8 protein-coding genes are annotated in these 12,761 nt (G+C 59.8%); 6 read left to right on the plus strand and 2 right to left on the minus strand.

Annotation, left to right across the window (positions count from 1 at the left end; translation table 11 throughout):
• The first annotated feature begins 471 nt into the window (after window positions 1-471).
• The 6 genes from J2W46_RS13460 (at window position 472) to J2W46_RS13485 (ending at window position 9,733) form a co-directional block, all read left to right on the plus strand.
• Window positions 472-1,845 (plus strand): ABC transporter ATP-binding protein, encoded by a 1,374-nt coding sequence (locus tag J2W46_RS13460; RefSeq protein ID WP_310354339.1) that lies wholly within the window; start codon window positions 472-474, stop codon window positions 1,843-1,845.
• A 113-nt stretch (window positions 1,846-1,958) separates the two neighbouring features.
• Complete coding sequence (locus J2W46_RS13465; protein ID WP_310354340.1) at window positions 1,959-5,306, plus strand: methyltransferase domain-containing protein; 3,348 nt, start codon at window positions 1,959-1,961, stop codon at window positions 5,304-5,306.
• A gap of 34 nt (window positions 5,307-5,340) precedes the next feature.
• Entirely contained in the window at window positions 5,341-6,570 is a 1,230-nt protein-coding gene (locus J2W46_RS13470; protein WP_310354342.1) for a glycosyltransferase family 4 protein, read from the plus strand.
• Window positions 6,571-6,587: 17 nt separating this feature from the next.
• Window positions 6,588-7,166, plus strand: coding sequence for an acyltransferase (locus J2W46_RS13475; RefSeq protein WP_053857624.1), 579 nt, complete (start codon window positions 6,588-6,590; stop codon window positions 7,164-7,166).
• 81 nt (window positions 7,167-7,247) lie between these two features.
• Window positions 7,248-8,180, plus strand: coding sequence for a glycosyltransferase family 2 protein (locus J2W46_RS13480; protein ID WP_310354344.1), 933 nt, complete (start codon window positions 7,248-7,250; stop codon window positions 8,178-8,180).
• Window positions 8,181-8,236: 56 nt separating this feature from the next.
• A complete protein-coding gene (locus tag J2W46_RS13485; RefSeq protein WP_310354345.1) occupies window positions 8,237-9,733 on the plus strand; it encodes a mannose-1-phosphate guanylyltransferase/mannose-6-phosphate isomerase in 1,497 nt (498 codons plus the stop codon).
• Window positions 9,734-9,835: 102 nt separating this feature from the next.
• Here the strand turns inward: J2W46_RS13485 and cysN are convergent, their stop codons facing one another.
• Both cysN and cysD read right to left on the minus strand, forming a co-directional pair.
• Window positions 9,836-11,719: a sulfate adenylyltransferase subunit CysN gene (cysN, locus tag J2W46_RS13490; RefSeq protein ID WP_310354347.1), complete on the minus strand. Its 1,884-nt coding sequence runs from the start codon at window positions 11,717-11,719 to the stop codon at window positions 9,836-9,838.
• A 26-nt stretch (window positions 11,720-11,745) separates the two neighbouring features.
• Window positions 11,746-12,642 (minus strand): sulfate adenylyltransferase subunit CysD, encoded by an 897-nt coding sequence (gene cysD / locus J2W46_RS13495; RefSeq protein ID WP_310354696.1) that lies wholly within the window; start codon window positions 12,640-12,642, stop codon window positions 11,746-11,748.
• Between the last annotated feature and the right edge of the window lie 119 nt (window positions 12,643-12,761).

Consider the following 12,761-nt stretch of genomic DNA (forward strand, 5'->3'; position numbering starts at 1 on the left):
AAGATGGAGTGAGATACGGCGTCATCCGACAGGCACACCCCCTCGGTTGATGCCTGCTGACGAGAGGCATCCGGCTTGTCGGACGACGCGGTCGGATCAACCGGCAACAAGTGGCTTGCCGGAGATGAGCTGTATATGGGTGGGTACGCATTATCGCATAGCGCTGCGCTCGAAACCCCGTGAAGCCGGCCCTCATGTCTCGAAGTGTAAATACTGTAAATGAATATCGGCGGCGCGTTGCCGCAAATCTGCTCGCATAGGCAGCGACCCTGCGCACAAGCGCCGAGCCGGCTCTTCGCATCATCACGGAATCATCGGCACTGTGGTTTTATCATATTGTGAAATGAATGAAACGCGGTAAAATCGTCTGTTACTCAGCACCACTCTGATCGGGCCGTTAAGTCCGCGTCTGCGGCCAAGATGCGTTCGCGCGCCGGAGAGCGATACGAGAGCGGTTAAGGAACAAACCATATGTCGGGAAACTTGGCAGTCGAAGCTTCGGGCATTCGTAAGGGCTTTGCTTCTTACGAGCGCCCAGCCGACCGGCTGAAGAAAAGCATGTTAGGCGTCGCGGCGCGGTTCTCGCCGGGCGCGCTTGCAAAGCGCGCCGCATTGCGCCGTGTCGACGCACTATCCAGTGTGTTCTGGGCGCTGCACGACGTCAGCTTTTCGGTCGCAGTCGGGGAAACCGTGGGGATCATCGGCCGCAACGGTTCAGGCAAAAGCACGTTGCTGCAAATCGTCTGCGGAACGCTTGCGCCGACCGCGGGCGACATCGCTGTGCGCGGTAAAGTCGCCGCGCTGCTCGAACTCGGCTCGGGATTCGACGTGGAGTACACGGGGCGCGAGAACGTCTACCTGAACGCGCAGCTTTACGGTCTGACTCGCCAGCAAATCGACGAACGGTACGACGATATCGTCGCTTTTGCGGACATTGGCGAGTTCGTCGACCAGCCGGTCAAAACTTATTCGAGCGGCATGTTCGTGCGACTTGCGTTTGCGGTCATTGCGCATGTCGACGCGGACATTCTCGTTATCGACGAGGCGCTTGCTGTCGGCGACGCTTTCTTCAATCAGAAGTGTTTTCGTTTTCTCGACGAATTCAAGAAGCGCGGCACGATCCTTTTCGTGAGCCACGACACTTCGACAATCAAGAAGCTGTGTTCCAAGGTTATCTGGATCGACCGCGGCCATGTGATGGCCCAGGGCGATCCCGAGGAAGTGTGCGCCGCGTATCTCGAAGCCCGATACACCGGTTCTGCGCCCTCGATCGCGAGCGGGCGGGTTCCGGTAAAACCTCGCAGCGTCGCGTCGTGCGACGAGCGGCGCGGGCTCATCAACGCGTCTTCGTTGCGCAACGACATTCAGGTCATGGCCTTCAATCGCCAGTCGCAATCGTTCGGAGCAGGCGGCGCGCATATCGTCGACGTCGCGCTCGTCGACGAAGCGAAACGCCGCCTCGAGTGGGTCGTTGGCGGCGAACCCGTGACCTTGCAGGTGTCGGTCCATGTGGGCGAATCGCTTTTTTCCCCGATCGTTGGATTCTTTCTGAAGAACGATCGTGGCCAGGATCTGTTCGGCGAAAACACGTTCGGTACTTTCGCAGACCGCCCTGTGCACTGTGAGGCTAACTCCGTTCTTTGCGCGGAGTTTTCGTTCGTCATGCCGGTCCTGCCCAAGGGTCATTTTTCGATCAATGTTGCAGTGGCAGAAGGCACTCAGTACAACCACGTTCAGCTTCACTGGGTTCATGATGCATTGCCGCTCCAGTCGCACGCCTCACGAGTTCATCACGCGCTTCTCGGCATCCCGATGCTTCATGTCGACGTGAGCGCCGTGCCCTGACGCCGCGACCGTATCAGCAGCGGCGCTTCACGCACGCTTCGCAAGATCGGGCCTTAAAAAAACAACCGACAGTTTCACCAGGCTAAGTCAGCCAGTAGCCCAGGATTTCAAATATGACAACACGAGTTAGAACATTCCGGTTCAAAGGCGCGGAGAGCGGCCATGAATTTACCGGGGAACGCTATCTTCCCGGCGTGGCGGGTCCTATTCAGTACGAACACTACCATCGGTATCTGTTCTCCGCGCCGTTGTGCGAGGGCAAGGAAGTGCTCGATATCGCGTCAGGCGAAGGGTACGGTTCTGCAGTGCTGGCCCAGTCGGCGAAATCCGTAGTGGGCGTGGATATCGACGCCCAGGCCGTCGAAAACGCCCGCAAGCGCTATGGCGAGCAACCGAATCTGCGCTACGAGCATGGCAGCGCAACGGCTATTCCGTTGCCCGACGCTTCGGTCGATCTCCTGAACTCGTTCGAAACACTCGAGCACTTCCATGAGCACGAGGCGTTCATGCAGGAAGCCCGGCGTGTTCTGCGCCCGAACGGCCTGATGATCATATCGACGCCCAATCGGCCGATTTACTCGCCGCCTGGCGCACCGCCGAACGAATATCATGTGCGCGAGCTCGATCGCGAGGAGTTCGTTCAGTGGCTCAAGACGGGCTTCAAGAACTTCGTGCTTTACGAACAGAAGCCAACGGCAGGTTCAATGCTGTTCCGCGAGGGGCGCAAAGGCGCGCGCGAAGTCACGTACTGGTCGGAGACGGACATAGGCGAATACACGGCGACGGAGAGCATGGTCGACCCGGTTTATTTCGTCGCGATCGCTTCCGATGGTCCGTTGCCCGAGCCGAATGACGACGTTCTCGAAGGGAGCTTTTCTTTCGCGCGCTATGACCACTCGCGCAACGGGCACATCGGCAATCAGGCGGTCGAGATCGCACGCCTGACGACCGAGACGATTGCCCGTGGCGACGAGATCGGACATTTGACCGGCGAGACCGTACGCCTTACCGAGGCAGTGCTCGCGCGAGACGCCGAAATCGGCCGTCTTACGCAGGAAGCAGTGCGGCTGAACAAAGAAATCATTATCCGCAACAACGAAATCGAGCGCCTGAATCAGTTGTTGGCGAGCGCAAATGCGAGTGCCAATGCCGCTGCCAATGTGCCGCAGGTTGAGCCGTCCCAGATCTATGAGCAACTGGCCGAATTGACGCGGCAGGTCAAGAACTCAAATGCGGCGTTGCGGGCGCTGCAGACCCAGCGGGCTATCCCGAGCGGCCCATCCGACGAAGCGCTGAGGCTTGAAAACGATAGATTGCGCGCGCAGATCGATGCGCTTGTCCATTCCGCGTCATGGCGTCTTACCGAGCCACTGCGCGGCGTCGTCACGCGTTTGAGGCCCGCGAGGCGCAAACTCGCCCGCGCGCTTGGCCGTGGCAACGCGTTGCCTGCTCATGAAGGCAATTCGCGCGTCGCGTTGCCGGCTGGCCGGCTGCCCGCGATTCCTAAATCGCCGGCCCGCTTTACCCAAGCGGGGCAACCGCGCGCAACCATCTTTGTCCTTGAATCGGGCAACGACGGATCGTTGGCGAAATGTCTGGCCGCACTCAGCGCCCATACCTCTGACGTGCCTTACGCAGTCTCCGTTGCGGGTGCAGCCAATACGGAGCTCGCCGGGCAATACGGTGTCGGCTTCCTGGGCGACAGCAACACGTCCCGGTCGCTCGCGGCGTTGCGTGACGGCATCGGCCAACTGAGCGGCGAATTCGTCGTGCTGGTTTCGGATCGGCTGGTCGCTCACCCCGGCTGGCTTGCCGCACTCGACGAAGCGTTTGCGCGCTTCCCCGATGCGGCAGCGCTCGGCGCACTGATTCTCAAGGATGCCGATACCGTGGAGACGGCCGGCGCCGCCATTGAAGCCGATGCGCGGCTGCGACCGAACTGCGCGGGGCTGACACCGGACGACCCGGCGGTCAACTCCGTCATGCGCGTGACGTGCGCGGGGCCCGGTGTGATAGCGATGCGCGCGGATGCCTGGCGCGCCATAGCCGCGCACTTCGGCAACGACGATCCGTTTCAGGCAGGGTTGGTCTCAATCGGCTTGTTGTTGTCCACGCTCGGCAAGAACACGTACCTGCAGCCTTTTGCGCGCTTCACCCGGCTGCCGGTCTCGAAGGTCGACCGCGCGGCTTCCAGCGACGCAAACAGCAAATGGGAGGACGCGCACCAGCGGTGGTCGGTTCGTCAGCGATTCGAGAAAGTTTTCGCTGCCGCCGGGGCCGATGGGACCGTGCTGAAGCTTGCAGCAAGGCCGAAGATCGTGATGATCGACGCGTTTGTGCCGAAGCCCGACCAGGACTCCGGGTCCGCCGATCTGTTCTGGTACATGCGGATCTTTCATGCGTTCGGCTATCAGGTCAGCTTCATCGCAGCGTTCGAAGAACAACCGCTCGAAAGTTACGCCGACGCACTGCGCCGTTGGGGCGTGCGGGTTCAATACGCGACCGATCTCGATCATCTGAATTATCTCGTACTCGAAGAGTCGAGAGACGCGCAAGTCGTGCTGGTGCAGCGCGTCGTCGTGGCCCGTCACGTGATCTGCGCACTCCGCGAACGGCAACTGAGCGCCAAGATCGTATTCGGCACGGTCGATCTGCATTATCTGCGCGAGGAGCGCATTGCCATTCATGAACGCTCGCCCGAAGCGCTCGACTATGCGTTGACGCTGCGCCGCGAGGAACTCCGTGCGATGTCCTTGTCCGACGCGACCATCGTGGTGAGCCGGCTGGAACACGACATCGTCAAGGCCGCGTTGCCGGAAGTGAATGTCCACCGCATTCCGATTCCGCGGATGCCTGTGCGCTCGGCCAGTACATTTGCCGATCGCTCGGGTGTGGTGTTCGTCGGGGGCTTCGCGCATCGGCCGAATATCGATGCGGTCATGTTCCTCGTCAACGAAATCTGGCCGATCGTGCGCCGGAATTTGCCGAGTGCCGAACTGCGCGTTGTCGGCAGCAATGTGACGCCGGAAATCAGTGCGCTCGACAATCCTGCTGCCGGTGTCAAGATCGTCGGTTTCGTTCAGGACCTGGACGAGGTCATGAGCACGGCCCGGCTCTCCGTCGCTCCTTTGCGCTTCGGGGCGGGCATCAAGGGCAAGGTTGTGTCGAGCCTGCTGCATGGCCTGCCTTGCGTACTGAGCAAGATGGCGAGCGAAGGCATGGGCCTCGTCGACGGCGAGCACGTCCTGGAGGGCGAGACTGCCGAAGAGATTGCGGCGGCCATCGTGCGGTTACACGAAGACGCGCAGTTGTGGCAGCGCATTGCCGACGCAGGTTTTCTCGCGGCCGCCGAGGAATATTCCGTGGAGAGCGTCGCTGACAAGTTCTCGGCGTTGCTCGACTCGGTTGGTCTGATCGACAACTCGCGCGTTATCGAGCCTAGCGCGTTCCACATCCACTAACCGATCGTATCGAACGAACTGCCCCGGGCACTTTATGTTGCAATCTATTTTTTCGTTGTTCAGGAAGCGTCCGCCGCGTCGCACGGACGGCAAGCTAGGTGTGCTGATCGAACTCGCATCGTTCGACAAAGGCGGTCTGGAAAAGGTCGTGCTCGACTCGGCGATAGCTTTCGACCGTCAACGCTTCGATGTGACCATCGTGACGCCCGGCAAGGTTGGCCATTTGGGTGCTGTCGCGCGCGATGCGGGCCTGCGAGTGATCGGCTTGCCGGCCGAAGACCCGCAGCGCGCCTACGACCGGTTATTGGACGAGTTGCCAATCGACGTAGCCATGTCGCATTTTTCGAATGCGGGGTATTCGCTTTTTGCGCGCCACAAGATTCCCAACATCACGTTCATCCACAACGTGTATGCCTTTTTCTCGCCGGCGCAGGCCAAGGCGTTCGCGCGCGACGACCGATACGTCGATTGTTATGTCTCAGTGTCGAACAACGCGACACGCTTTGCGGTGCGAAACCTGGGCGTGGATGCGGACAAGATCGTGACCGTCCCGAATGGCCTCATCATTTCCGAACACGAAGCGCGCGAAAAGAAGCCCGTCAAGCTGACACGCGCAGAACTGGGCCTTGCCGACAGCGATTATGTGTTTGCCAATATTGCGTCTTACAACTTGCACAAGGGCCACTACGTCATGGCGGACGCCATGCGTCATCTGCTCAGGCAGCGCCGTGACGTGAAGATACTTTGCGTTGGAAACGTCGTTTATCCGCCGCATGTCGAGGAGCTCCGTGCGTATCTCAAGGAGCATGGTCTGGACCAGCATATTCTGATGCCGGGCTATTTCCCCGATGTCGAAGACGTGCATCGCGTGTCGGACGCTTTCCTGCTGCCCTCGTTTATCGAAGGGTGGAGCATTGCGATGAACGAGGCAATGTTTTACCGCAAGCCGATGATCCTGACCGACACGGGCGCGTCCGCCGAAGTGATCGAGAACAACGATATCGGCATTCTCGTGCCGAACGAGTACGGCGATACGCCGGATCTGAACTCCAGGCTTCTGGACGAGTTGGCTTACGCGCCGCGCAGTTATGCAATCGCACCCGTGCTTGCCGGTGCGATGAACGACATGGCGTCCAATCGCGACGAGTGGCGCGCGCGAGCCGAGGCTGGCCGTCAAAAGATTTACGAGCGTTTCGACTTCTCGAAGATCGTCAAACGGTATGAAGAGATCATCGAAAACGTGGTTCGGCAAAAGAGCCACTAGCAAGGCGAGAGGGCGACATGCTGGGACGTGCAAAAGAGTTTTATCGCTTCATCAGGTGGCGTTTCAAGCCTGCTGTATGTTTTTATCTGGGCAACCATCTGTTCATGAACTACATGCCGTACGGGATTCGGCATTGGTTTCTGAGGCGGTTTTGCCAGGTCAGGATCGGCCGGGATTCGAGTATTGCGATGGGCTGTTTCGTGACCGGTTATCACATCGCGATTGGCGACAATACGGTGATTAATCGTTACACGTATCTCGACGGCCGCGTGCCGCTTACGATCGGCAACAACGTCAATGTGTCGCACTACACGCTGATCCAGACGCTGACGCATGATCCGCAAAACCCCGACTTTGTGTGCCTGTGCAAACCGGTGGTGATCGAAGACCATGTGTGGATCGGCGCGCGCGCTATCATCAGCCCGGGTGTGCGGATCGGCGAAGGTGCGGTGATCGGCGCGGGCTCGGTCGTGACGCGCGACGTCGAGCCGTACACGATCGTTGCAGGCAATCCGGCCCGCTTCATCAAGGAACGCTCGCGCGATTTGCGGTACAGGTCACGCTATTTCCCGTTCTTCGACACCGATATTCAATAGCCGACGGCGCTATCCGTCGGCACCGTCACTTTTTTCCCAGTCGCCATCATGTCGATCTTCAAACCACGCCGGACATCGCCAGTGCGCACGACCCCGACTATTTCGGTCGTCGTGCCGCTGTACAACCACGCGCGCTATATCGAGGCCGCGCTCGACAGCGTGCTGTCGCAGACTTCGCCCGCCGACGAGATCATCCTCATTGACGATGGCTCGAAGGACAACGGTTTCGTCCTTGCGCAGCAGATGCTGGCGAAATTGCCGCATGCCACCTTGCACAAGCAGGAAAACGCTGGCGCGCACAACACGATCAATCGTGCAATCGGGATCAGCCGCTCGGAATACATTGCGGTGCTGAACTCGGACGACATCTTCGCGCCCACCAAACTGGAGCGAGTGCGGGCCATCGTGCAGGACCGTCCCGGCGTCGGGTTGATCGCGGGCAGACCGGGCATCATGGACGATAACGGCGTGCGGCAGAATGCAGGCGTCGCGATCGACTGGCTGGGCCGCGCCGCGAATTTTCTCGAAGACACAGGGCTGCCGCAGCTCGCGTTGCTCAACGAGAACTTCGTTGCGACCACGTCGAACATGGTGTTTTCGCGTGCGCTATGGGATGCAGCGGGAGGCTTCCAGCCGCTTCGCTATTGCCACGATCTGGATTTCCTGATGTTTGCGTATGCGCAGAGTTCGGTGTTTCTTGATCGCGAGCACGAGCATATCGTTTATCGCGTCCACGAAAGCAACACGATCAAGGAAGACCTCAGCAAGGTGCGGGTCGAAATCGCTGCGGTGATTGCACAGGCGTTATTCGCTTCGGGTCCGCGACTATTCTCGGCTGGTCTGGCCGAACGGGATCTCGCTGCATTCCTGACTTTCTTGCGAAACAAGCAGTTGACTGAACTGCTGTGCTTCTTCCAGACAATCCTGTCTACGTTTCCGACTCGGGCTGCATTTTACAAGTACGCGGGAGATGCCCGAAACGCGGCGGCTTTTCGAGCAGCCGTCATGAACTGAGCGCAGTGGCCCATCAAGAGGGTCATTGTTCGCTGATCACCTGGCGCCAAAGTACTATGAATTCGACGGTATCTTCTCATCAGGACAGTGCGTCGCCGACGCAAGGTTCGCTGCCGCTGCAGGCGGTAATTCTGGCCGGAGGCTCGGGCACGCGCTTGTGGCCGTTGTCGCGGGAGCACTTTCCGAAGCAGTTGATCGGGCTTCTCAGCGAAGAGTCGCTTCTTCAATCGACGGCACGCCGCCTCGATGCGGTTCACGCAACGCGGCCCGTTGCCGAAGAAGTGCTCGTCGTGTGCGGCGAAGACCATCGTTTCACTACGGCGGAGCAGCTCCGGCGCGTTGGCCGACGCGGCGTCATCATTCTGGAGCCGGCGGGCCGCAATACGGCGCCGGCGCTCACCCTTGCAGCGCTCGCGCTGGCGGAAGGCGGCAAGGACGCAATCATGGTGGCCATGCCCGCCGATCACGTCATCGGCGACGTCGCAGCATTCGCCGACGCTGTGGCCAAAGCCGCCGAGTATGCGGCCACGGGGCAGGTGGTCACGATGGGCATCGTCCCTACCCGGCCGGAAACCGGGTACGGCTATATCAAGGTGGGCGAAGCGGTGGGCGAGGGAAGCGGGCATCGCCTTCAGCGTTTCGTCGAGAAACCTGACCTGAGCCTCGCGGAAAGCTACATGCAGTCCGGTGAGTTCTGGTGGAACAGCGGCATTTTCGTCCTTCGCGCGTCGGTCTGGTTGACGCTTGTCGAGCACTATCGTCCGCTTATCGCCGAAGCGTCGCAGCGTGCTTTTGCTGCTTCTGTGACCGACCAGGATTTTCTCCGTGTCGGCAAGCCGGAGCTTATGGCGTGTCCGTCGGAGTCCATCGACTTCGCTGTCATGGAGCACCTCGGTGACGCCGGTTCGCCGGCAGAAGCGGTGGTGATTCCGCTGCGCGCGGGTTGGTCGGACGTCGGCTCGTGGGACGCGATCTGGGATCTGTTGCCGAAAGACAATGAAGGAAACGTTGCACGAGGCAGGGCGATGTTCGATGGAGCGGTGAACACCTTCGCCCATTCCGAAGGGCGCCTGATTGCATGTGTGGGCACGGAAAACCTGGTGGTGGTCGAGACGCCCGATGCAATTCTCGTCGCGAAGACCTCGGAAGTGCAGCGCGTCAAGAACATCGTCGCGCGTATCAAGGCGGAGAAAGGGACCGAGGCGGGATATCACCGCAAAGTCTATCGACCGTGGGGCTACTATGACTCGATCGACAGTGGTCGCGGGTTTCAGGTCAAGCGGATCGTGGTCAATCCGGGCGCGCGCCTTTCGCTCCAGATGCATCACCATCGCGCCGAGCACTGGATCGTCGTGAGCGGCACTGCGCTGGTTACGCGCGGCGAAGAAACGTTTTTGTTGTCGGAGAACGAGTCGACCTATATTCCGCTCGGGCAAAAACACCGGCTCGAGAATCCTGGCAAGGTGCCGTTGGCCATGATCGAAGTGCAGTCCGGCAGTTATCTGGGCGAAGACGATATTGTGCGGTTCGACGACACGTACGGACGGAGCTGAACGTTAGCGTCGCTGCGCGTCAGCGCGCGGCGCGCGTGTTGTGCGCCGCGGCTGACGCGATTGTCCCTGGCCGATCTACGCCCACGTACAACGACGCCTGCGTCAGCAGTCCAGCGACTGCACCAGCATGTCGGTGCAGTCCTCTATCGACGTATTGCCCGTGTCGATCGTCACGTCCGCATGTTCGGGCGCTTCATAGGGACTGTCGATGCCCGTCATGTTCGGCAGCAGTCCATTTCGCGCTTTTCTATACAGGCCCTTTGGATCGCGCTCTTCACAGACGGTCAGCGAAGCATTCACGTAGACCTCCACGAATCGATCTGCGCCGATAAGTTGACGCGCCATTTCACGCTCCTGCCGGAACGGCGAAATGAATGCCGTCAGCACGATGAGCCCCGCGTCCATCATCAGCTTCGCGACTTCCGCCACGCGACGGATATTTTCGACGCGGTCCGCCTCTTCGAAGCCAAGGTCCTTGTTCAGGCCCTGACGAACGTTGTCACCGTCGAGGATATACGTGCGCTTGCCTAATGCGTGAAGCCTGACTTCGAGTGCGTTTGCAATCGTCGATTTGCCCGCGCCCGAAAGACCCGTGAACCAGATAACCTTGCCCGGGTGTCCGTTCTGCTGTTCGCGATCTTCACGCGTGATGGTCAATGGTTGGCGGTGCACGTTTTGCGACCGGCGCAAGCTGTGATGAATGATGCCGGCGGCCACCGTATTGCGCGTGAAATTATCGACGAGCAAAAAGCCGCCTAGCGTCGTCGAATTCTCGTAAGGCATGAAAGCAACAGGCTTGCTCGTGGCGATGTTGCACACCACGATGTCGTTCATGCCGACATCGCGTGCGGATTCGAGCGCGAACGTGTTGACGTTTATCCGGTGCTTGATCGCGGTGATCGACGCGCCGACCCACTGGCTCGCCAGTTTCAGTTCATATTTGCGGCCTGTCAGGCCGCGTTGATCCTGCATCCAGATGACGGTGGCCCTGAACTGATCGGTGACCTCGAGCGGCTGCGATGCCAGCGTCAGCACGTCGCCGCGCGAAACGTCTATCTCGCGGTCAACAACGACTGTAATGGCGTCGCCGGCCTGAGCCTCGTCGAGATTGCCGTCGAATGTCACGATGTCGCTGACGCGCGCACATTGTCCCGACGAAGTCACGCGTAGTTCGTCTCCACGGCGTACCGCACCGGCGGCCACCGTACCGCAGATGCCGCGAAAGTCCGCGGTCGAACGATTGATCCATTGCACGGGCAGAGCAAAGTCTGCTTGCGGCCGCGCGGTCGCATTGACCGTCTCGAGATAACCGAGCAACGTGGGACCGGTGTACCAGACCGTGCGCGCGGACCTCTGCGTGATGTTGTCGCCGTGGAGCGCGGCGACCGGTATGGCGACGATCTCATCGAAATGCAGCGGCCGGGCGAGGCGCGAGAAGTCCTCCTCGATCTTGTCGAACGTCGCGCGGTCGAAGCCGACGAGATCCAGCTTGTTGACGGCCAGCACGACATGGCGAATGCCGAAGAGCGACGCGAGGAACGCATGCCGGCGAGTCTGAGTCTGGATGCCGCGCCGTGCGTCGACCAGCAATATGGCGACCGCGGCCGTCGATGCCGCCGTCGCCATATTGCGCGTGTACTGCTCGTGGCCGGGCGTGTCCGCCACGATAAACTTGCGCCGGCGGGTCGCGAAGAAACGGTACGCGACGTCGATGGTGATACCTTGCTCACGCTCGGCGCTCAAGCCGTCCACCAGCAACGCGAAGTCGATGGCATCGCGTTGCGTGCCGTACATTCTGGACTCCGCTACGAGTTCGGCGAGCTGGTCATCGAACAATTGACGCGAGTCCCACAATAGACGGCCAATCAGCGTACTTTTGCCGTCGTCGACACTGCCACAAGTGATAAAGCGCAACTGGTCGAGTTGCGATTGCTCGGCCAGCCACGCGTCGATATCGCCCGGCCGCTCGACGGTTCGCTGCGGCAAGCCATTAGTCCTGGGATTTCGCGCCATCAGAAATACCCCACTTGTTTCTTCTTTTCCATACTGCCGGGGCTATCGGTGTCGATCTTGCGGCCCTGGCGTTCCGATGTATTTGCATTGACCAGTTCGAGCAGAATGTCGTCGATGGTCTCCGCCTCCGATTCGATCGCACCCGTCAGCGGATAGCAGCCCAGCGTGCGAAAGCGGATCTTGCGAATCTCTATTTGCTCGTCGGGCATGATCTGGCATCGGTCGTCGTTGACCATCATGATCATGTCGGGACGAACGACAACCGGCCTCTGCCGCGCAAAGTACAAAGGCACGACAGGAATGTTTTCCTGGCGGATGTATTGCCAGATATCGAGTTCTGTCCAGTTGGAGAGCGGGAACACGCGAATGCTCTCTCCGGCGTTCTTGCGAGCGTTATAGAGATTCCACAGTTCCGGGCGCTGATTCTTCGGGTCCCAGACATGTGTGGCGGTTCTGAATGAAAACACGCGCTCTTTTGCGCGCGACTTCTCTTCATCGCGACGGGCTCCCCCAATGACTACGTCGAATTTGTAGTGATCCAACGCCTGCTTCAGGCCTTCCGTCTTTGTGATTTCCGTATGCCGGGCCGCACCGTGTTCGAACGGATTGATGTTCTTCGTGATGGCTTCCGGATTGATATGCGTGATAAGACGCATACCCGAACGGCGCGCCATGTAGTCCCGGAACAGATACATCTCCTGAAACTTCCAGCGCGTGTCGATGTGCAGTAACGGAAATGGCGGCTGGCTCGGATAGAACGCCTTGCGGGCGAGATGCAGCATCACGCCGCTGTCTTTGCCGACCGAATACATCATGACCGGATTCTGCGCCTCGGCAATGGCCTCGCGCAGTATGTGAATGCTTTCGTTTTCGAGCCGCTTCAGGTGCGGCGAAATAAGACCACGGCTTGCGCCGTCGTCGGCTGGCTCGATCAGAATCGGCGAGTATGCCTGCGGTACGAATTCGATCGATGGGATCGACGGCATATCTCTAAGCAGTCCAACCAGTTGCCCGG

This window comes from Paraburkholderia strydomiana, from assembly GCF_031456815.1.
Taxonomy (GTDB): Bacteria; Pseudomonadota; Gammaproteobacteria; order Burkholderiales; family Burkholderiaceae; genus Paraburkholderia; species Paraburkholderia caledonica.

Bases quoted from the DNA above. Each gene is read 5' to 3' on its own strand.
- J2W46_RS13460 (WP_310354339.1), top strand. From the start codon at position 472: ATGTCGGGAAACTTGGCAGTCGAAGCTTCGGGCATTCGTAAGGGCTTT.
- J2W46_RS13465 (WP_310354340.1), top strand. From the start codon at position 1,959: ATGACAACACGAGTTAGAACATTCCGGTTCAAAGGCGCGGAGAGCGGC.
- J2W46_RS13470 (WP_310354342.1), top strand. From the start codon at position 5,341: ATGTTGCAATCTATTTTTTCGTTGTTCAGGAAGCGTCCGCCGCGTCGC.
- J2W46_RS13475 (WP_053857624.1), top strand. From the start codon at position 6,588: ATGCTGGGACGTGCAAAAGAGTTTTATCGCTTCATCAGGTGGCGTTTC.
- J2W46_RS13485 (WP_310354345.1), top strand. From the start codon at position 8,237: ATGAATTCGACGGTATCTTCTCATCAGGACAGTGCGTCGCCGACGCAA.